This is a genomic window from Pseudonocardia sp. NPDC049154, from assembly GCF_040648315.1.
Lineage (GTDB): Bacteria > Actinomycetota > Actinomycetes > Mycobacteriales > Pseudonocardiaceae > Pseudonocardia.
On record NZ_JBEZDN010000006.1, the window covers coordinates 62,907 to 82,520 of the forward strand.

Below are 19,614 nucleotides of genomic sequence, written 5' to 3' on the forward strand. Positions count from 1 at the left end.
GCACGACCGAGATCAGAAGCTACCGACGGCCCGAGCACCCCGCGGCGCCGTCGACCGGGAGAGTCGACCGTGAGCAAGCGCACCTTTCAGCCGAACAACCGCCGCCGGGCCAAGACGCACGGCTTCCGGCTTCGGATGCGCACGCGCGCCGGGCGCGCGATCATCTCTGCGCGCCGCCGCAAGGGCCGCTCGCAGCTCTCGGCCTGATCCCCGCGCCGTCGGAGTGCTGCCCGCCGGCGCCCGGCTGACCCGTCGGGACGAGTTCGCCTCGACGATCCGCCACGGCCGCCGTGCGGGTCGCTCCCGGCTCGTCGTCCATCTGGACATGGCGTCCACCACCGACCCGGCCTCGCAGGCTCCGCCGCGGGCCGGGTTCGTCGTGAGCAAGGCCGTCGGGAACGCGGTGGTCCGCCACCGCGTGGCCCGGCGGTTGCGTCATCTCGTCGCGACCCGGCTCGGCACCCTGCCGACCGGGTCGTCGCTCGTCGTGCGGGCGCTCCCGCCCGCCGCCGCGGCGACCTCCGCCGAGCTCGGCGCGGACCTGGACTCCGCGCTGCGCTCCGCGTCGAAGAAGCTGCGGGGCCGGGAGCCCGCCCGGTGAGCCCCTCCCCCCTGGCCCGCGTCCTGATCGGCGCGGTGCGCGTCTACCAGCGCTGGATCTCCCCCGCGCTGCCCCCGACCTGCCGCTTCTACCCGAGCTGCAGCGTCTACGCGCTCGAGGCCGTGCAGGTGCACGGCGCGGCGCGCGGCACGTGGCTGGCCGTGCGACGGCTGCTGCGCTGCCACCCGTGGCACCCTGGCGGGGTGGACCCGGTACCACCCCGGGCCCCGGAACAGGCCCCGGAGCCCGAGGAACCCGATCGCCCCGCCCGCCCCGACGACCGTCGAGCCGCCGACTGCACTGAGAAGTGCGAGGAGCAAGCGCCGTGCTGAACTTCATCTACTACCCCGTGTCGTTCATCATGTGGGTCTGGCACAAGGCGTTCGGCTACGTGTTCGGCGCGGACTCGGGCATCTCCTGGGTGCTCGCGGTGATCTTCCTGGTCTTCACCCTGCGCGCCATCCTGTACAAGCCCTTCGTCGGGCAGGTCCGCTCCATGCGGAAGATGCAGGAGATGGCGCCGGAGATGCAGAAGCTCCGGAAGAAGTACGCCAACGACAAGCAGAAGCTCGCCGCGGAGATGCAGAAGCTCCAGTCGGAGAACGGGGCGAACCCGCTCGGCGGCTGTCTGCCGGTCCTGGTGCAGGTCCCGGTGTTCATCGGTCTGTTCCACGTCCTGCGCGAGTTCAAGCCGGGCAAGACCGAGAACTACTTCTTCGGCGCGGACGAGGTCCGGTCGTTCGTCGACTCGACCTTCTTCGGCGCCAAGCTCGGCGCCACCGTCATCAACACGCAGTACTCCACGACGACCCTCGCCGAGCTCGGCGGCAACCTCACCAGCCAGCTGATCGTCATGATCCCGCTGATGATCCTCGCGGGCATCTTCACGCACATCACCGCGCGGCACTCGGTCGCTCGCCAGGCGGCCAACCCCGCGGCCATGGCGAACCCGCAGACCGCGATCATGAACAAGCTGATGCTGTACGTGTTCCCGATCGGTGTCGTGGTCGGTGGCCCGTTCCTGCCGCTGGCGATCCTCTTCTACTGGGTCGCGAACAACCTCTGGACCCTCGGCCAGCAGTACGTCGTCTACAAGAAGATCGACGCCGAGGAGGCCGAGAAGAAGGAGCAGGCGACCGCGCAGCGCAACTCCCTCGCCCCGAAGCCGGGCCAGAAGCCGCAGCGCGACGTGCGCGGCGTGACCGACGGGGCCACGAACGGTGCGGCGCCCGCCGACGAGGTGGAGATCGACTCCAACGGCAGCGGCGACGGCGACCCGTCGGCCGCGCCCGCGAAGAAGCCGGGCGCCAAGCCCGTGAACAAGCCGAAGCCGGGAGCGAAGCCCGTGGGCGGGAAGCCGGCGAACCGGCCGGCCGGCCAGGGCGGGCGCCCCGGTGGCGGCGGCAACCGGACGCAGGCCCGGAAGGGCAAGAAGCGTCGGTGACACGAGGTCGGCGGGCGCGGCGACGCGACCCCGACCTCGACGGACCTTCGAGCGGGCGGCCGGGCGACGCCGCCCGCTCACCTCGTCCGACCCGCCCGGGCGGAGCGGACGAGCGCAACGTGGAGAGGAGACACACGTGCCGAAGACCGCGGAAAGCGGGTCCGAGGACCAGCTGATCAAAGAGGGTGACATCGCGGGCGACTACCTCGAGCGCCTGCTCGACATCCTGGACTACGACGGCGACATCGATCTCGACGTCGAGGCCGGCCGGGCCATCGTCAGCATCGACGGCGGCGAGGACCTCGTGAAGCTCGTGGGCGACCGGGGCCAGGCACTGGAGTCACTGCAGGAGCTGACCCGGCTCGCCGTGCAGCAGGCGTCGGGCAATCGCAGCCGGCTGATGCTGGACATCGCCGGCTGGCGGCAGACCCGCCGGGACGAGCTCACCGAGCTCGGCACCCGGACCGCGCAGGAGGTCAAGGACTCGGGGCAGTCGGTGCGGCTCCGCCCGATGACCCCGTTCGAGCGCAAGGTGGTGCACGACGCGGTCGCCGCGGTGAAGGGCGTCTCCAGCGAGAGCGAGGGCGAGGAGCCGCGCCGGCAGGTCGTCGTCTTCCGCGACAAGTGAGGCCGGGTCCCCCGGGACCCGCACCCCAGCACCCGCCCGCGCCCTCCGTGTCCGCATCGGACCGGAGGGCGCGGGCGTGTCCGGCCCCTCCAGAATCTGGACGGTTTCACGTGGAACATCCCCCCGCCCCGGCGGAGAAGGTCTTCGGCGACCGCCTCGACCTCGCCGCCCGGTACGTCGAGCACCTCGCGACGTCCGGTGTCGAGCGCGGCCTCATCGGCCCGCGCGAGACCGACCGCCTGTGGGACCGGCACGTCCTGAACTGTGCCGTCGTCGCGGAACTCGTGCCGGACGGCGCGAAGGTCGTCGACGTGGGTTCGGGAGCGGGCCTTCCCGGGATACCGTTGGCGCTGGCTCGCCCGGATCTTCGGATCGTGCTCGTGGAGCCGCTCGCCCGCCGGGTGGAGTGGCTCGGCGAGATCATCGACGATCTGGGCCTGTCGCTCACCGTGGAGCGGGGGCGGGCCGAGGAGAATGCGATCCGGCGTCGATGGGAGGGGGCGGACGTGGTGACCGCTCGTGCCGTCGCGCCGCTCGCCCGGCTCGCCGGCTGGTCGATCCCCCTGCTCCGGGTCGGTGGCAGGCTGCTCGCCGTGAAGGGTGCCTCGGCGCCGGACGAGATCGCCCGGGACGTCGACGAGGTCCGCAGGCTCGGCGGCGGCACCCCGGTGATCGAGCGGTGCGGGGCCGGCGTCGTCGACCCGCCGAGCACCGTCGTCTCGGTCGAACGGGAGAGCCGGCCCGCCGGCAGGCCGCGGAGGAGGCGCTCGTGATCCCGCCGTTCCACGTGACACGTCGTCAGGAAGGCCCCGCACGATGAGCATCGGCTGGACCCCCATCGCCGAGGAAGCGGAGCGTGCCGCCCGCCTGCGGCACCCCGACCGGCACTCGATGCCGAAGCCGGCGCACCGGCGGATCCTCACCGTCGCGAACCAGAAGGGCGGCGTCGGCAAGACCACGAGCACCGTCAACATCGCGGCGGCGCTCGCGATGCACGGCCTCCGAGTACTGGTCGTGGACCTCGACCCGCAGGGCAACGCGAGCACGGCCCTCGGCGTCGAGCACCGCGCCGGCACCCCGTCGATCTACGAGGCGTTGCTCGGTGAGATCGGGATCGTCGAGGCCGCGGCGGTGAGCACGGCGTCGGACAACCTGCTGTGCGTGCCCGCCACGATCGACCTGGCCGGTGCCGAGATCGAACTGGTCAGCATGGTCGCCCGGGAGTCCCGGCTGCGGCAGGCGCTGTCCGACGAGGTACTCGACGAGCTCGCCGTCGACTACGTCCTGATCGACTGCCCGCCCTCGCTCGGCCTGCTGACGGTCAACGCGCTCGTCGCGGCCGCCGAGGTGCTGATCCCGATCCAGTGCGAGTACTACGCGCTGGAGGGGCTCGGCCAGCTGCTGAGCAACATCGACCTCGTGCGGTCGCACCTCAACACCGCGCTGCACGTGTCGACGATCCTGCTGACCATGTACGACGGCCGCACCAAGCTCGCCGACCAGGTCACCTCGGAGGTGCGCCAGCACTTCGGCGGCACCGTGCTGCGGACGGTCATCCCGCGCAGCGTGAAGGTCTCCGAGGCCCCGGGCTACAGCCAGACGGTGCTCGCCTACGACCCCGGGTCGCGCGGCGCGATGAGCTACGTCGACGCCGCCCGGGAGATCGCGCAGTACGGCTCGCGGATGGGCGGGCCGGAGACGAACGGGGCGTAGATGGCCGAGCGCAAGGGCGGGCTGGGCCGCGGCCTGGCCGCGCTGATCCCCACGGCGCCTCCGGGCGAGCCCCCGACCCGCCTCTCTCCCCCGACGCCGTCGGCGCACGTGCCGGAGTCGTGGGACCGGGGCGCGCCCACCGACGGGGCCGCACCGATCGGGGCCGTCGCCGAGGCGGGCGCGGTCTACCGGGAGATCCCGGTCGCGTCGATCCGGCCGAACCCGAAGCAGCCGCGCAGCCAGTTCGACGAGGAGCACCTCGCCGAGCTGGCGCACTCGATCCGCGAGTTCGGGCTGCTGCAGCCCATCGTGGTGCGCGAGAAGGGCTCCGGGAGCTACGAGCTCGTCATGGGCGAGCGGCGGTGGCGGGCATCGCAGCAGGCCGGCCTCGAGGTGCTGCCGGCGATCGTGCGGCGCACCGGCAACGACGAGATGCTGCGTGACGCGCTGCTGGAGAACATCCACCGCGTCCAGCTCAACCCGCTCGAGGAGGCCGCCGCGTACGAGCAGCTCCTCGCGGAGTTCGGCGTGACCCAGACCGAGCTGGCCGACCGCATCGGCCGCAGCAGGCCCGTGGTCACCAACATGATCCGGCTGCTGCGCCTCCCCGTGGCCGTCCAGCGCCGGGTCGCCGCGGGCGTACTCTCCGCCGGCCACGCGCGCGCCCTCCTCGGGCTCGACGACGCCGAGGCCCAGGAGGAGCTCGCCGCGCGGATCGTCGCCGAGGGCATGTCGGTGCGCGCGACCGAGGAAGCGGTCGTGCTCGCGCGCAACGAGCGGTCGCCGGGCAAGCAGCGGCAGTCCCGCTCCCGTCCGGCGCCGACCGAGGGGATGACCGAGCTGGCCACTCGCCTCTCCGACCGCTTCGACACCACCGTCAAGGTGGAGATGGGCGCCCGGAAGGGACGGCTCGTCGTCGAGTTCGGGTCCGCGGAGGACCTCGAGCGCATCGCCGGGTTGATCGAGCGGGGCTGAGCCCTCGCACGGGGAACGGCGCGGCGCCGTTCCCCGTGGAACATCATCCCCGCTCGACGGCGCGCTCCACGAGGGCCGCGAAGACGGTGCCCAGGTCGCTCCCCTCGGCCGCGACGGCGGTGGGGAGCAACGACGTGTCGGTGAGGCCGGGCGACACGTTCACCTCGAGGATCTGGACGCGCCCGTCGGCGTCGACGACGGCGTCCATACGGGAGACGTCGCGGAGCCCGAGCAGGGCGTGCGCCTGGAGGGCGGTCTCGCGGAGGCGGTCCAGGACGTCGTCGGGCAGCCGCGCCGGGCAGTGGAAGCTCGCGGCCCCCTGCGTGTAGCGGGCGGTGTAGTCGTAGACGCCGCCGGGGACGTCGACCTCGACCGGCGGCAGCGCGCGCGGCTCGGCGCCGTCGTGCACCACGGACACGGCGACCTCGGTGCCGGTGGCGAACCGCTCGGCGAGGACCGTGTCGGCGTAGGCGAGGCAGCTGACCATCGCCGACGGCAGCTCGGCGGCCGAGCGGACCACCTGAGCCCCGAGAGCGGAGCCGCCCTGGTCCGGCTTGAGCATCAGCGGCAGCCCGAGCCGGTCCACCATCGCGTCGAGCACGGCCTGGGCGCCCAGCTCGCGGAAGGTCGTGTGCGGCAGCGCGACCCAGTCCGGGGTGTCGAGGCCGGAGCGCGCGAGCTCGGCCTTCGCGGTCGGCTTGTCCCAGGCGCGGCGGCACGCCGAGGACGTCGTGCCGACGAACGGCACCCCGAGGAGCTCCAGGACGGCCTGCACCGCCCCGTTCTCGCCCTCTCCCCCGTGCAGCGCGACGATCGCGGCGTCGGGGCGCTCGGTGCGCAGGCGCTCGAGCAGCGCGGCGTCGGCGTCCCACTCGCGGACCTCCAGCCCGCTGGCGCGGAGTGCGCCGGCCAACCGGCGCCCGGATCGCAGGGACACCTCACGCTCGTGGGACAGCCCACCCGCCAGCACGGCCACGCTTCGATCGCTCACCGGGGCATTCTGCGCCACGCCTCCGGCCACCCCCGCGCCCGGTCCGCGCTGTTTCACGTGAAACGGCGCGGCCCGGAGGCAACACGGCATGCCCGTGGGCGAGCCCCGCCCACTCCACGGCAGCGTTTCACGTGAAACACCGCTTCAACGCCGAACGCCCCGCGGAGGGGACCGCGGGGCGTTCGGCGGAGCGGAGATCAGGCCGTGTCGGGGCTCGGAGTGTGGGACCCCCTCCGGAGCTCGGGCGCCGGCGCGGCGGGGAGGCCGAAGGTGCGCCGCACCTCCAGCTCGGCCTCGATGACCCCGGCGAGGCGGCGGACGCCCTCGGTGATGCGCTCCGGCGTCGGGTAGCAGTACGAGAGCCGCAGCTGCCGGCTGCCGAGCCCGTCGGCGTAGAACCCGGTGCCCGACGCGTACGCCACGCGGGCGGTGACGGCGCGCGGCAGCATCGCCTTGGCGTCGACCCCCTCCGGCAGCGTGACCCAGACGTAGAAGCCGCCGTCCGGCACGGTCCACGTGCAGCCCTCGGGCAGGTACGTGTCGAGCGCGGTCAGCATCGCGTCCCGCCGCTCGCGGTACTGCTCGGTGTAGGCCTTCACCTGCGCCCGCCAGTCGTGCTTCTCCAGGTACCGGGACACGACCATCTGCGTGAAGCTCGGCGGGCAGAGCGTGGCGGACTCGGCGGCCAGCACCAGCCGGTCCCGGACCGCCGGCGGCACCAGCGCCCACCCGACCCGCAGGCCGGAGGCGAACGTCTTGGAGAAGGACCCGAGGTAGATGACCGAGCGGTCCATCGACCGCAGCGCCGGGTACAGCGTGCCGCTGAAGCCCAACAGCCCGTACGGGTTGTCCTCGACGACGCCCACCCCGTACTCCGCGCAGAGGTCCAGCACCCGCTGCCGCCGCTCGACGGCCATGGTCACGCCGGCGGGGTTGTGGAAGTTCGGGATCGTGTAGAGGAACTTCGGGGTGATGCCGCGCGCCGCGAGCGAGCGCAGCGCCTCCTCCAGCAGCGCCGGGACGAGCCCGTGCTCGTCCATCGCCACGTGGACCACGCGCGCCTGGTAGGCGGCGAAGCTGCCCAGCGCGCCGACGTACGAGGGTCCCTCGGCGAGCACCACGTCGCCCGGGTCGCAGAACAGCCGGGTGACGAGGTCGAGGGCCATCTGCGACCCGACGGTCACGACGACGTCGTTCGGGTCGGCCTCGATCCCCTCCTCACGCATGACGTCGCAGATCTGCGCGCGCAGCGCCGGCACGCCCTGGGCGGAGCCGTACTGCAGCGCGACCTGCCCCTCGCGGGCGACGAGGTCGCCGATCTCGGCGGACAGCTCGTCGAGCGGGAGGGCGGCGAGATTGGGCATGCCGCCCGCGAGCGAGACGACCTCGGGCCGGCTGGCGACGGCGAAGAGGGCGCGGATCTCGGAGGCGACCATCCCGGAGGTCCGTGCTGCGAACCGCTCCGTGGGAGGGACCGGCGCGGCTGCCGCCGCCCGCTCGACGGAGACGTCGGGCTGCTGCGGGGACGGCGGGATCGTCACGGTGGATCCTCCAGGTCGACGGCTGAGCGGAGCTCGCGGAGCGAACATCGGCGCCGATCGCCGCCCTGCGGCCACGCGCGCGCAGCCTCGGGGAGCGAAAGTGGCTCCTGAGTGTAACCGGGACGGGTGTACAGCCTGCCCTTCGGCGAGGCTGAGACACCGGTCGCAGCAGCCGGGGTGTCGCAGGGGCCCGGACCGACCTACCATCGAACGGCCTTCGTGATCACGCGGGGGCTCTCGACCACGCGGAACCCGATCGGGTCGGCCGCCCGGAGGTAGCACGTTGTCCTGGCACGTCGCCGCGGTCAACCTCGACAACCTGGGGGACCTCCCTAAGCGTTGTCGCTCCTGCGTCTTCTGGGAGCTCGCACCGCACCTCGCCAAACAGGCCGAGGAGTTCGGCACCACCGATCTCGAGAAGGAGGCCTGGGTCTCGGAGATCCTGCTCGAGTGGGGTTCCTGCGGGAAGATCGTCTACGTTCGCGGTGCGCCCGCCGGCTACGTCATGTACGCGCCGCCCTCCGCGGTCCCCCGCGCCACCGAGATGCCCACCGGCCCCGTGAGTGCCGACGCCGTCCTGCTCACCACTCTCCAGGTCATGCCGGAGTACGCCGGCGAGGGCCTCGGCCGCATGCTCGCCCAGTCCGTGGTGAAGGACCTCACCCGCCGTGGCGTGAAGGCCGTCGAGGCGTTCGGCGAGGCGCGGCCCGGCTCCGAGCCCGGCTGCATCATCCCGGCCGACTTCCTGCGCAGCGTCGGGTTCAAGACGGTCCGGCCGCACCCGCGCTGGCCCCGGCTGCGGATGGAGCTCCGCTCGGGGATCACGTGGAAGGAGGACGTCGAGCACGCGCTCGAGCAACTCCTCGGGACCGTCACGATCCCGATGCAGGCCGCGGCGCCCGTCGGGCAGCCCGGGTACCGGGTACCCACCCCGGCCGGTGCGCGCGTACGCGCGATCTGAGGGCGCGCTGTACGGGCCGCTGAGCGACTGAACTACATCGGTGTGACCCAGGGGCGCGGGAACCGGCGATCGGCCGTTCCCGGCCCTGAGATCGATTCTCCCGGCCTCAGATGGCCTGGGCCTGGTTCCGGTTGATCTCGTGGGCCAACACGTCGGAGAACGTGAACGTGCCCGTCGGCTGGTCGTTCTGACCGAGCAGGTACAGCCGCTTGACGGCCACGAGGATGCCCTCGGCCACCACGTCGCGGAAGCCGGGGTCGAGCAGCTTGGTCCGGTCGCCGATGTGCGTGAGGTAGCCGAGCTCCACGCGGACGGCCGGCATCTGCGTGAGCCGCAGCAGCTCCCACGTACGGGCCTGGCTCCCGCAGTCCAGCATCGCCGTGCGGGTGAGCAGCTCGCGCTGGATCAGCCCGGCGAGCGCCTCCCCCACGGTGGAGGTGGCGCCCGAGCCGTTGCCGAAGTGGAAGGTGGCGAGGCCCTGGGCGTACATGCTCCGGTTCGCGTCAGCGTGAAGCGAGAGCACGAGGTCGGCGTTCGCCTCGTTCGCGAACGCGGCGCGCTCGGCCTCGGCCGGGCAGGTGTCCTCCCGGCGGGAGAGCAGCGCCTCCATGCCGGTGGCGGACATGCGCCCGACGAGCCGGCGGGCGAGGTCCCACATCAGGTCGGCCTCGCACACCCCCGCGACCTGGACGCCGCGGTCGAGGCCGCCGTGCCCGGGGTCGACGACGATCCGCTTGCCGCGCATCCGCGGCCCGGCGCGCCGCAGCAGCTCCTGCTCGCGCAGCAGGCCGGGACGCCCGCCGACGACCTTGCGGCCGAGCTGGCGCAGGGCACGCAGGGTGCCGGGGCCGCACACACCGTCCGCGGCGAGGCCGTAGTCCCGCTGGAAGCCGCGCAGGGCCTGCTCGGTGCGCTCGTCGAACACCCCGGAGGGGCGGCCGGGATCGTAGCCGAGCTCGAGGAGGCGGGTCTGGAGCTGGCCGACGTCGTCCCCGCTCATGGGCGCGGACACCATCAGCGCCAGCATCCGGTCGCCGAGCTTCCAGCCGGCCTCACGCAGCGCGCGGTAGGTGTCCGGGCCGACGATCCCGTCGGTGATCAGCCCGCGGCGCTGCTGGAACGCCTGGACGGCCCGCTCGACGGCACCGTCGAACACGTCGTCGGAACCGGGGGCCGGGGCGGCGGCCAGGAGGCCGAACCGCCGCAGCGTGGTCCTGATCTCGACGACCGCCGGGCCGCGGTCCCCGCGGCGGAGCAGCTGCATGCACCCCTCGCTCGATCTCCGTCGCGCCGAACCGGACGGCGCGTCTCGATGGCCCGGGCCCGCACGCCGGGACGCGGCGCACTCCGGCATGTCCGGCCCGGTTCTCGGCCGCCGACCATTCTGCCCTGCTGTGCCACGTCCGGGGGACAGCGGGGCGTGCACGGGCGTGTCCAGGCAGTCAGCGGGCGGGAAGGGCGCCGAACGGCCGAACGGCCCGTCGACCGATCGCCGGACGTACCGGGCGATCGACGACAGGCCGTGTCGGATCGGTTGCGGAGCGACCTACAGGTAGTCGGACAGGTCGTTCAGCAGGGCGGCCTTCGGCTTGGCGCCGACGATGGTCTTCACCGGCTGGCCGTCCTTGAACAGGATCATGGTCGGGATCGACATGACCTGGTACTGCTGGGCGGTCTTGCCGTTGGCGTCGATGTCGAGCTTCGCGACGGTCAGGTTGTCCTTGTGCTCGCCGGCGATCTCGTCGAGCACCGGGGCGACCATCTTGCACGGCCCGCACCAGGTCGCCCAGAAGTCGACCAGCACGGTCTTGCCGCTCTTGAGGACGTCCTGCTCGAACGTGGCGTCGGTGACGTCCACGGTGTTGTTGCCCATCGCGTTGCTCTCCTCGTTCGGTACTGCGCCAGGAAGAATGGTGCCAGGAAGTACGGGGACGGTCAGTGGACCGCGGCCGCGACGTCCTCCGCGTCGCTGCCGTAGCCGCCGCCAGCCATCTCGGGGTCGATCGGCTCCTCGGCCAGCCAGCGTTCGGCGTCAATGGCCGCGGAGCAGCCCGACCCGGCCGCGGTGACGGCCTGCCGGTAGGTGTGGTCGACCAGGTCACCGGCCGCGAACACGCCCGGCAGGTTGGTGTGCGTCGAGGGGGCCGTGGTCTTGACGTAGCCCTCGTCGTCGAGCTCGACCTGGCCGCGGACCAGCTCGCTGCGCGGGTCGTGCCCGATCGCCACGAACATCCCCGACACCTCGAGGAGCGACTCCTCGCCGGCCACCGTGTCCTTCAGCTTCAGCGCGGACACGCCGTTGTCGCCGACGACCTCGGTGACCGCCTTGTTCAGCTCCCAGCGCATCTTCGGGTCGTTCTGCGCCCGCTCCAGCATGATCTTCGAGGCGCGGAACTCGTCGCGGCGGTGCACCACCGTCACCGAGGAGCCGAACCGGGTCAGGAAGGTGGCCTCCTCCATCGCCGAGTCCCCGCCGCCGACCACGGCGATCGGCTTGTCCCGGAAGAAGAACCCGTCACAGGTCGCACACGCCGACACCCCGCGGCCGAGCAGCTCCTGCTCCCCGGGCACGCCCAGGTAGCGGGCCGCGGCCCCCATGGCGAGGATGACCGCGCGGGAGCGATAGGTCACGCCATTGGAGGTGACCTCCTTGACCGGCCCCTCGAGCTTCACGGACTCGACGTCCTCGGCGCGCAGGTCGGCGCCGAACCGCTTGGCCTGCCCGCGCATCTGCTCCATCAGCTCCGGGCCCATGATCCCGTCGGTGAAGCCGGGGAAGTTCTCCACCTCGGTCGTGGTCATCAGGGCGCCACCGAACTGGGTCCCCTCGAACACCAGGGGCGCCAGCTGGGCACGCGCGGCGTAGACCGCTGCGGTGTACCCCGCCGGTCCGGAGCCGATGATGATCAGCTCGTGGATCTTCTGTTCGGTGCTCACCGATGCCTCTCCTCCCGCTCTCCGGCCCAGTCAACACGATCCTAGGAGCGGGCATTCCCCCGGCGGAGCGGCGCACGGCAGGGCTGTGGCTCCGGTCACCCACCCGTGGTGAGGTCGGCCAGGATCGCGCCGCAGCCCTCTTCCGGGACGACGGCACGTACCCGGCCGAGCACGCCCGTGCCCAGGACGAGCAGGGTCCCCCGCCGCCCCTCGACGACGACCGTGCGTCCGGCGAGGAGCGGGCCGCGGGCGGGCGCGGCGCCGGCGCGGTCCAGACACGACGCGAGGGCCGCCGGCTCCCGCAGCTCCCCGACGTCGAGGGTGCCCTCCGCGAGCACGCGCACGGCGGCGGAGGCGGGGTCGACCGCATCGCCCTCCGGCCGGCTGGACGGCCCGACGACCGCCACGGCGACCAGCGCGGCCGCCGCGGCGGTGAGCAGGAGCGGGCGGCGCCGGCGAACCCGTCGTGAGTGGTAATCGTCGCTATGACGACTATTGCCACTCACGGGGCCGTCCAGCGCGTCGAACCCCGCCGCCAGCCTCGCGGCGACGACGGTGGGCAGGCGTACCGGCGGCACCGCGGCGAGTTCGGCGCGGGTGGTCGCGAGTGCGGCCAGCACCCGGTCGCGGCCCGGGCCGGCCGCCGCGATCACGCGGCTCGCCGTCTCCTCGTCGGGCAGGCCGGCCTCGGCCTCGGCCAGCCGGGTGAGCCACCCGCCCCCGGCCGCGAACTCCTCAGCCGCGAACCCCTCGGCCACGAACTCGTCAGGGCCGCTCACGCGCCCTCCTCCCGCAGGTGCCCGAGCAGCCCGGCGAGCCGGACCCGGCCGCGGGCGCAGCGGCTCTTCACGGTGCCCGTCGGCACCTGCAGGATCGCCGCCACCTCGGCCACGGGATATCCCATCACATCGACGAGAACGACGGGAACGCGCTGGTCGGCGGGGAGATGCGCCAGCGCGTCGAGCACCGCGAGCCGGGTGGTGGCGCCCTCGGCGGGATCGCGCCCGACCGGCACCCGGTGGGTGCATCCGTACCCGGATGGCGGTCGCGCCCGGTCGTACCGGATCCGGTCGACGCACTTGTTCACCACGATTCGGTGCAGCCACGTGCTCACCGACGCCTCCCCGCGGAAGCCCGCCGAGCGGCGGTAGGCCGACTCGAGCGCGTCCTGCAGGACGTCCGCGGCGTCCTCCGGGTCGCGGAGCACCCGCAGCGCCACCGACCACAGCCGGTTGCCGTGCCGGCGCACCAGCTCGTCGAACGCGCGGCGCTCGCCGGACCGGTGCGCCTCCAGCAGCTGCAGGTCGGACCGCGCGTCGAGCAGGGGCACGCGGCGGACGCTAGGAGCCGGGCGCCCCCGCCCGGTCCGGAACGGCGCAACCGTTCACAGGAGTGATCTACAGGCCTGCGCGGTAGAAGGTGAGCTCGTCGATCTGGCTGACGTTGGTGTCGCCCCCGCCGCCGAGCTTGGTGATCCACACCAGCACGTGCTGGGTCGGCTGGCTGTCGGCCAGCGAGATCGTGCTGGTACCGGCGGTGAGGGTCTGCCTGGTCAGCAGCTGGGTGTCCTCGAGGTCGGCGTCGGCCGAGGGCGCCGAGCGGATCTCGACGACCGTCCCGGCGCTCGGCGACTGCACGCTGATCCGGGACAGCTGCTCGACCGAGGCGAAGGAGGCCATCAGGCCCACGCCCGGCTTGAGCGCCGGCAGCTGCTGCCTGTAGGTGAAGGTCGACCAGCTGGTGGTCGGGTTCCCGTCGACCGCCCGCTCGACGTCGACGGCGTTGTCCCGGTCCCCGGTGCGGTCGTACACCTCGAGCGAGACACCGCTGACCGCCACGCTCGCGGCCGGGCCACCGGGGGCGGTCGGGGCGGGCGCCCCCGCCGCGTTGTCGCCGACGACGATCGCCGGGCCGCTCGACTCCCCGAACATCGAGCCGAGCTGCACGCCCAGGTACCCGAGCACCACGAGCACACCCGCGCCGAGCACACCCAGCCCGATCAGCAGCTTCCGCCGCCGGTCCGGGTCCTGCGGGGCGACCTTGCGCGTCTTGTTCTGCCAGACGTCACCGGGCTCGGCCGGCACGCCGTCGTGCTCCGGGGGGAAGATCGCGGCCCGGTCGTCCTCGAGCACGACCTCGCCGATCATCTGCTTCACCGCGGCGGCCGTGTGCACGCGACCGACGGCGGGCCCCGCGGCGTGCGACCCGAGTGCGGCCGTGCAGACGGCGTCGAGCTCGACGGGCACGCCCGGGCGCAGCGCCGACGGCGGCACGGGGGCGCCGTGCTCGTCCCGCTCCGGGGAGGGCAGGCCGGCGCGCGCGGCGTCGGACCCCGACAGCGGCCAGCGCGAGGTCAGCAGGGTGTAGAGGACGGCGCCGAGCCCGCGGACGTCGTCCTCGGGCGTGAGGCCGGGCCGGGGCAGCACGAACGCGACCTGCGCGCGCCCGTCCCGGGTGACCCGGATCCGCTGCGGGTGGTCGGTGCCGAGCACCAGGCCCCGCCCGTGCGCCTCCTCGGCGGCCGAGGCGAGCTGCTGGACCATCCGGGCCGCGCGCAGCGGCTTGATCAGCCCGCCGGCCACGGCCTCGGTCAGGCTGTGTTCGGCGACCCACTCGGTGACGGCCGCGCCCAGCACGTCCGACGGGACGCCGGGCGAGCCCGCGGCCAGCACGTCGAGCAGCCGGGCGCACCCCGCGTGTTCGAAGCCGCCGGAGCGCAGCGCGCGGACGATCATCTCGCCGGCGCGGGCGGTGCCCTCCGGGTCCTCGTCCGCCTCGTCGGCGGGGAGCCGGCGCAGCACGGTGACGCCGACGTCCCGCTGCAGGATCGTGTCCTCGGCCCGCCAGAACTCGGCGCCCGCGCTCAGGTCCGAACCGACCCGCAGGACGAGCCGGTAGCGGTTGCCGAGGACGGTGCCGGGGCCGGTCGCCGCCGTGGACCGGACGGCGCTCTCGGCGCGACCGACCGGGGCGCCGTTGACCGGCGGGGCGGACTGAACCGAGCGGACCGTGGCCGCGTCGGGCGGGACGGCGGGACTCGGGATCGCGGTACCGGGGACCGCGGGGACGGCGGCGGTGGTCGACGTGGCGGATGCGGCCGCTGTGGAGGCTGTGGCGGATGTCGTGGCACCGGTGCCCGGGCCGGGCACAGGGCTCTCCTCCGTCTGCCCGCTCACCGGTCGCGACCTCCACCCCGTGCGCCACGCGCGACTGTCGTACCCCCTGCCGCCAGGTCGTCAGCCTACGGCAGATCGCCGTCGGGCGCGGACACCCCGCGCCGTGACGCGCGCCGGAGTCCGGGCGGGAACTCCGCGGGCCCGACGGACGTTCCCGCCGGCCGCTCGCCGGGACGAACCGCAGGTCGGGGACCTTCCGGACCGCCCGTGACCGGCGGCTCGGGCGGTCCGCCCACGGAGCCGTTCGGTGCTCCGCCGCGCGGCGGGCGCACCGGGACCGGCGGCCGGACCGGCCCGGTGGGCGGGCCCGTGCCGGATCCGTGCGGCCCGGTTCCCCTGTCCGGACCTGACCGGTCGCCCCGGATCCGCCGGACGATCCGGCGGGCGGCGAGCAGCACGAGCAGCACGCCGGCGACCGCGGTGAGCCAGATCGTGACCGTGCCGTAGACCGTCGAGCGGACCTGCAGCCGGGTCGGCTCGCCGAGCGCCCCGCCGTCCGGCGTGCGGACCGAGGCCTCGACGGTGAACTGCCCCGCGCGCAGCACCTCGGCGCTGACCCGGACCTGCACCCGGCCGAGCGGGGGCACGCGCTGCACCGGGATCGGGGCGACCCGCAGCCCGGCCGTGCTGGCCAGCTCCACTCTTACCGTCATGGTGATGGGAAGTCCGTTGGCCACGGTCAGCGGCACCGGCGCGTCCCGCGTGCCCAGCGAGAACGGCCCCGGCGGCTCCAGCACCCGCACCGAGCCGACCAGCTCGTCGATCCGGGCCCCGACCAGGCCGGCCTGTGCCCGGGCCGCGGTCGGGTCGCCGCGCCACCAGCCGGAGACCGCCCGCAGCATCCCGCGCAGGAGGGGGTCGAAGACCTGCTCCGGCGGCGCCCCGACGCCCGTCTCGTAGTCGGCGGCCGCCCGCAGCCGCTCGACGTCGTCGCGGTCCTCGGCCACCGAGGCGACGACGGCCGGCGGGATCTCCAGCGCCCCCATCCGCACGGGGTAGGTGAGCCGCTGCCGGTCCGCCCCGGGCGGGGCGCCCGCCGCCACCGACGCCCCGAGCGCCCGCGGCTCGGCCAACCCGGCCGTGATCAGCCGGGAGGCGCCGTCGAGCAGGGCGTCCGCGCCGCGGCCGTCGATCGCCCACCGGTGCGGCGGGGCGAGGACCAGCGGCCCGTCGGCGCGCTTGCCGCCGGAGAGCGCCCGGAAGGCCAGCGCGCCGAGCGCGTCCTGCGTCCCGAGGGCCCCGGGGCCGCCGGCCGGGCTGGTGCTGGTGGTCGACGCGGTGTTGCCGCCGGCCGCCAGGGTCAGCAGCGGGTCGGTGAGCACCCCGACCGTGGACGTGCCGCCCGCGGTCGGGTCGGCCAGCGGGACGACGCCGGAGACCTGCGCGGCGCCGGGCTGCTCCACCGAGTCGGCGGAGAGCACGGCGGCCGACGACCCGTCGCCGGCCTGGCCGACGTCCGCCAGGGTGGCCTCGTCGAGCGCCCCGTCGACCGGCCACACCGTGTCGGCGAGCACCGGCGTCCCGAGCAGCCGCCCGGTGAGCTGCCGGCCGTCGTCGACGGCCCGCCGGGCGAGGTCCGACGCGCCGGAGCGGACCAGGGCGACCAGGTCGGCGTCGTCCTGCGCGAGGGCGAGCACGCAACTGCCGCGCAGGGTGGCGGAGAGCCGGGCGAGCCAGGCCCGGGCCGCGTCGGCACCGGCCCCCGGCGTGACGGTCCCGTCCGGGGCACGCACCTGGTAGCCGTCGGCCATCTGCGCGGCGGTCTCGACGAGGTCCGGGTCGATCGCGACGCACACCCCGGCCCGCAGCGGCGAGCCGACGGGGGCGCGGGCGGCCAGCGCCTCGACCAGCCCGGCGAGCCGGCCGCCCGGGGCGAAGGAGGCGGCGAGGCCGTCGTCGGTGAGGGTGACCGGCTCGCCGGGCACGGTCGGCAGCCGCCGCGGCGGCTCGACCATCGGGTAGAGCAGCGTCAACGGCGTCGACCCGGCCGGTGGCGCGGTCGATCCCCCCGGGGCGCTCCCGGGCAGCGAGAGCACCGGCAGCAGCAGGCGCACCGCCGCCATCCGGGACCGGAGGCCGTCCCGGGTGCCGTTGACGTTGACCAGCAGGGCGTGCACACCGGTGCGGGCCAGGGCGAGCGACGAGGTGGGCGGCCCGGTCAGCGGGACCGAGAGCGTGACCGGCTCGGACGCTCCGGCGGCCAGGTCGGGCAGGTCGGTGAAGACGGGGGTGACGGCGTCGGCCGCGTCGTCGCCGGCCAGGGCCTCGCGCACCGCGGCCTCGCTGCGCAGCGGGTCGCTGCGCTGGACGCGGGCGCCGAGGCCGGTCACCGGGCTGGACCCGGTGTTGGTCAGCGTGCCGGTGAGGGTCAGGGTCGCCGGCCCGTCCGCGGTGACGACGCGGGGCGAGGCGGCCGTGACGTCGAGGCGCAGGCCGGTGTCCGTGGCCGGCGGCGCGTCGGGCTGCGCCGCGGCCGTCCCCGCCGCCGCTCCGACCAGGGTCGCGAGCACGGTGAGGATCGCGGCGGCCGCCGCGACCGCTCTCACGCGGTCTCCTCCAGGAGTTCGGTCGCCCGCCGGATCAGCCGCCGTTCGTCGGCGTAGGCGAGCCGGCCCTCCAGCTCCCCGAGCGGCACCCAGGCGACCTCGGCGACCTCGACGTCGTCGTCGCACAGGTCGCCGCCGAGGGCCCGCATCAGGAAGTGGTGCACGGTCTTGTGCACCCGGCGGTCCTCGGCGACGAACCAGAAGTCGATCGTGCCCAGGGGTGCGACCACGCGCCCGATGATGCCGGTCTCCTCCTCGACCTCCCGCACCGCCGCCTCCTCGGCGGTCTCCCCGGCCTCGATGTGCCCTTTCGGCAGGGACCACAGCAGCCGGCCGCGGCGGTCCAGCCGGCCGATCACGGCCGCGCGGCCCAGCTCGTGGTCGACGACGAGGCCACCCGCGGACGTCTCGTCGACCGTCCGCAGGCGACGGCGCCGGTCGGCGGGCCTCCCCGCGCGGCGCCCCCCTGAGCGGCCGCGGGAGGAGGACATGTGGCGATGGTAACGAGGGGACGGTCCCGGGGCGGGGTTCTGCAGGACGCGCGTGCGTCACGCCCCGTTTCGTCCCGCCGTCGGAGCCCCGGAGCGGCGCCCGCGGGCGCCGCCTACACTGGCCCGCCGTGTCTTCCCCGCTCGTGATCTCCGGTACCGCCGTGGCCGCGGCACCGGATCGGCCGGACGCACTCCGGCGCGCCCAGGAGAATGCGCTCGTGGAGCTGCTCGACATCCCCGCCGTCGCCGACGAGCTCGGCGACCGGTTCCGTGCGGCCGGGCACACGCTCTACCTCGTCGGGGGCAGCGTCCGTGACGCCCTGCTCCGCCGCGGCGGTGCGGACCTCGACTTCACCACGGACGCCCGGCCCGAGCGCATCCTCGAGATCGTCGCCGGCTGGGCGGACGCTACCTGGGACACCGGCATCGAGTTCGGGACCGTCGGCGTGCGCCGGGGCGACGACACGCTCGAGATCACGACCTTCCGGGCCGACGCCTACGACCGCGTCGGCCGCAAGCCGCTCGTCCGGTTCGGGGACTCGCTCGAGGGCGACCTGGTCCGCCGCGACTTCACGGTGAACGCGATGGCGGTCGAGGTGCACACCGCGCCCGGCGACCGCCGGTTCGTCGACCCCTACGGAGGCCTCGCCGCGCTGGCCGCCGGGGTCCTCGACACCCCGGCCGCGCCGCAGGAGTCCTTCGCCGACGACCCGCTGCGGATGCTGCGGGCCGCCCGGTTCGTCTCCCAGCTCGGGTTCACCCCGGCCGAGCGGGTCACCTCCGCGATGACGGCGATGGCCGGCGAGCTCACCCGGATCACCAAGGAGCGGATCCAGGCCGAGTTCTCCAAGCTGCTGCTCGGCGCACACCCGCGGCGCGGGATCGAGCTGCTGGTCGACACCGGGCTGGCCGAGTACGTGGTGCCCGAGGTGCCGGCGATGCGGCTCGCGATCGACGAGCACATGCAGCACAAGGACGTCTACACCCACTCGCTCGTCGTCATGGAGCAGGCGATCGAGCGGGAGGAGAAGCCGGACCTCGTGCTGCGCCTCGCGGCCCTGCTGCACGACGTCGGCAAGCCGCCGACCCGGCGCAAGGAGCCGGACGGCCGGGTGAGCTTCCACCACCACGAGGTGGTCGGCGCGAAGATGGTCCGCAAGCGGCTGCGCGAGCTGCGCTACCCGAGGCACGTGGTCGACGACGTCAGCCAGCTCGTCTACCTGCACCTGCGGTTCCACGGGTACGGCAAGGGCGAGTGGACGGACTCGGCCGTGCGCCGGTACGTCGCCGACGCCGGGCCGCTGCTCGACCGGCTGCACACGCTCGTCCGCTCCGACTGCACCACCCGCAACCGGCGGCGGGCCGCGGCGCTGCAGCGCTCGTACGACTCGCTCGAAGACCGGATCGCCGAGCTGCGCAAGCAGGAGGAGCTCGACGCGATCCGCCCCGACCTCGACGGCAACGCGATCATGCAGATCCTCGGCATCCCGCCGGGCCCGCAGGTCGGCAAGGCCTACAAGCACCTGCTGGCGCTGCGGATGGAGAACGGGCCGATGAGCGCGGAGCAGGCCGAGGCCGAGCTGCGCCGGTGGGCCGCCGAGAACCTCTGA

20 protein-coding genes are annotated in these 19,614 nt (G+C 74.2%); 10 read left to right on the forward strand and 10 right to left on the reverse strand.

From position 1 onward, the window contains the following. Positions 1-69 precede the first annotated feature (69 nt). The 8 genes from rpmH to AB0B41_RS05695 all read left to right on the forward strand — a co-directional run bounded on the left by rpmH (position 70) and on the right by AB0B41_RS05695 (position 5,361). The gene (rpmH, locus tag AB0B41_RS05660; RefSeq protein WP_037042106.1) at positions 70-207 is read left to right on the forward strand and encodes a 50S ribosomal protein L34; all 138 of its coding nucleotides are present in this window, start codon (positions 70-72) and stop codon (positions 205-207) included. Positions 208-223: 16 nt separating this feature from the next. Further along, positions 224-601, forward strand: coding sequence for a ribonuclease P protein component (gene rnpA, locus AB0B41_RS05665; protein WP_358199331.1), 378 nt, complete (start codon positions 224-226; stop codon positions 599-601). After that, positions 598-933, forward strand: coding sequence for a membrane protein insertion efficiency factor YidD (gene yidD / locus AB0B41_RS05670; RefSeq protein ID WP_358199333.1), 336 nt, complete (start codon positions 598-600; stop codon positions 931-933). The genes rnpA and yidD overlap by 4 nt, the downstream gene beginning before the upstream one ends. Next, a complete protein-coding gene (gene yidC / locus AB0B41_RS05675; protein ID WP_358199335.1) occupies positions 927-2,045 on the forward strand; it encodes a membrane protein insertase YidC in 1,119 nt (372 codons plus the stop codon). Before yidD ends, yidC begins: the two co-directional genes overlap by 7 nt. 136 nt (positions 2,046-2,181) lie before the next feature. Next, positions 2,182-2,673 carry a R3H domain-containing nucleic acid-binding protein gene (locus AB0B41_RS05680; protein WP_358199337.1) on the forward strand — a complete coding sequence of 164 codons (492 nt, stop codon included), beginning with the start codon at positions 2,182-2,184 and terminating at the stop codon, positions 2,671-2,673. Positions 2,674-2,783: 110 nt separating this feature from the next. Then, a complete protein-coding gene (gene rsmG / locus AB0B41_RS05685; protein WP_358199340.1) occupies positions 2,784-3,446 on the forward strand; it encodes a 16S rRNA (guanine(527)-N(7))-methyltransferase RsmG in 663 nt (220 codons plus the stop codon). 43 nt (positions 3,447-3,489) lie between these two features. After that, on the forward strand, positions 3,490-4,386 hold the full coding sequence (locus AB0B41_RS05690) for a ParA family protein (protein ID WP_358199342.1): 897 nt from the start codon (positions 3,490-3,492) through the stop codon (positions 4,384-4,386). After that, complete coding sequence (locus AB0B41_RS05695; protein ID WP_358199344.1) at positions 4,387-5,361, forward strand: ParB/RepB/Spo0J family partition protein; 975 nt, start codon at positions 4,387-4,389, stop codon at positions 5,359-5,361. 43 nt (positions 5,362-5,404) lie between these two features. Here AB0B41_RS05695 and AB0B41_RS05700 read toward each other — a convergent pair whose 3' ends face one another. Both AB0B41_RS05700 and AB0B41_RS05705 read right to left on the reverse strand, forming a co-directional pair. Beyond that, on the reverse strand, positions 5,405-6,352 hold the full coding sequence (locus tag AB0B41_RS05700; RefSeq protein ID WP_358199347.1) for a D-alanine--D-alanine ligase: 948 nt from the start codon (positions 6,350-6,352) through the stop codon (positions 5,405-5,407). Positions 6,353-6,549: 197 nt separating this feature from the next. Then, entirely contained in the window at positions 6,550-7,941 is a 1,392-nt protein-coding gene (locus tag AB0B41_RS05705) for a PLP-dependent aminotransferase family protein (protein WP_358199349.1), read from the reverse strand. Between the two features lie 235 nt (positions 7,942-8,176). On the opposite strand from AB0B41_RS05705, the gene AB0B41_RS05710 reads away from it, so the two are divergent. Then, entirely contained in the window at positions 8,177-8,854 is a 678-nt protein-coding gene (locus AB0B41_RS05710) for a GNAT family N-acetyltransferase (RefSeq protein WP_358199352.1), read from the forward strand. A 106-nt stretch (positions 8,855-8,960) separates the two neighbouring features. Here the strand turns inward: AB0B41_RS05710 and AB0B41_RS05715 are convergent, their stop codons facing one another. The 8 genes from AB0B41_RS05715 to AB0B41_RS05750 form a co-directional block, all read right to left on the reverse strand. After that, positions 8,961-10,118 carry an N-acetylmuramoyl-L-alanine amidase gene (locus AB0B41_RS05715; RefSeq protein WP_037042096.1) on the reverse strand — a complete coding sequence of 386 codons (1,158 nt, stop codon included), beginning with the start codon at positions 10,116-10,118 and terminating at the stop codon, positions 8,961-8,963. A gap of 282 nt (positions 10,119-10,400) precedes the next feature. After that, positions 10,401-10,727 carry a thioredoxin gene (gene trxA / locus AB0B41_RS05720; protein ID WP_037042095.1) on the reverse strand — a complete coding sequence of 109 codons (327 nt, stop codon included), beginning with the start codon at positions 10,725-10,727 and terminating at the stop codon, positions 10,401-10,403. Between the two features lie 62 nt (positions 10,728-10,789). Next, positions 10,790-11,791 (reverse strand): thioredoxin-disulfide reductase, encoded by a 1,002-nt coding sequence (gene trxB / locus AB0B41_RS05725; protein ID WP_358199354.1) that lies wholly within the window; start codon positions 11,789-11,791, stop codon positions 10,790-10,792. 95 nt (positions 11,792-11,886) lie between these two features. After that, positions 11,887-12,570, reverse strand: a complete 684-nt coding sequence (locus AB0B41_RS05730; protein WP_358199356.1) for a hypothetical protein — start codon at positions 12,568-12,570, stop codon at positions 11,887-11,889. Further along, positions 12,567-13,121 carry an RNA polymerase sigma factor SigM gene (sigM, locus tag AB0B41_RS05735; RefSeq protein ID WP_358199359.1) on the reverse strand — a complete coding sequence of 185 codons (555 nt, stop codon included), beginning with the start codon at positions 13,119-13,121 and terminating at the stop codon, positions 12,567-12,569. The genes AB0B41_RS05730 and sigM overlap by 4 nt, the downstream gene beginning before the upstream one ends. A gap of 67 nt (positions 13,122-13,188) precedes the next feature. Continuing rightward, positions 13,189-14,967: a protein kinase family protein gene (locus AB0B41_RS05740; RefSeq protein ID WP_358199361.1), complete on the reverse strand. Its 1,779-nt coding sequence runs from the start codon at positions 14,965-14,967 to the stop codon at positions 13,189-13,191. Between the two features lie 65 nt (positions 14,968-15,032). Beyond that, positions 15,033-17,513: a DUF6049 family protein gene (locus AB0B41_RS05745; RefSeq protein WP_358199363.1), complete on the reverse strand. Its 2,481-nt coding sequence runs from the start codon at positions 17,511-17,513 to the stop codon at positions 15,033-15,035. Further along, the gene (locus AB0B41_RS05750) at positions 17,510-18,004 is read right to left on the reverse strand and encodes an NUDIX domain-containing protein (protein ID WP_037042079.1); all 495 of its coding nucleotides are present in this window, start codon (positions 18,002-18,004) and stop codon (positions 17,510-17,512) included. Before AB0B41_RS05750 ends, AB0B41_RS05745 begins: the two co-directional genes overlap by 4 nt. A 143-nt stretch (positions 18,005-18,147) precedes the next feature. Between AB0B41_RS05750 and AB0B41_RS05755 the strand changes: the two genes are divergently transcribed. Further along, the gene (locus AB0B41_RS05755; RefSeq protein ID WP_358199474.1) at positions 18,148-19,614 is read left to right on the forward strand and encodes a CCA tRNA nucleotidyltransferase; all 1,467 of its coding nucleotides are present in this window, start codon (positions 18,148-18,150) and stop codon (positions 19,612-19,614) included.

What these genes read in the sequence shown, in the direction of transcription:
- AB0B41_RS05690 (WP_358199342.1), top strand. Translation starts at nt 3,490, where the DNA reads ATGAGCATCGGCTGGACCCCCATCGCCGAGGAAGCGGAGCGTGCCGCC.
- AB0B41_RS05705 (WP_358199349.1), bottom strand. Translation starts at nt 7,941, where the DNA reads ATGTTCGCTCCGCGAGCTCCGCTCAGCCGTCGACCTGGAGGATCCACC.
- trxA (WP_037042095.1), bottom strand. Translation starts at nt 10,727, where the DNA reads ATGGGCAACAACACCGTGGACGTCACCGACGCCACGTTCGAGCAGGAC.
- AB0B41_RS05695 (WP_358199344.1), top strand. Translation starts at nt 4,387, where the DNA reads ATGGCCGAGCGCAAGGGCGGGCTGGGCCGCGGCCTGGCCGCGCTGATC.
- AB0B41_RS05750 (WP_037042079.1), bottom strand. Translation starts at nt 18,004, where the DNA reads ATGTCCTCCTCCCGCGGCCGCTCAGGGGGGCGCCGCGCGGGGAGGCCC.
- AB0B41_RS05715 (WP_037042096.1), bottom strand. Translation starts at nt 10,118, where the DNA reads ATGCAGCTGCTCCGCCGCGGGGACCGCGGCCCGGCGGTCGTCGAGATC.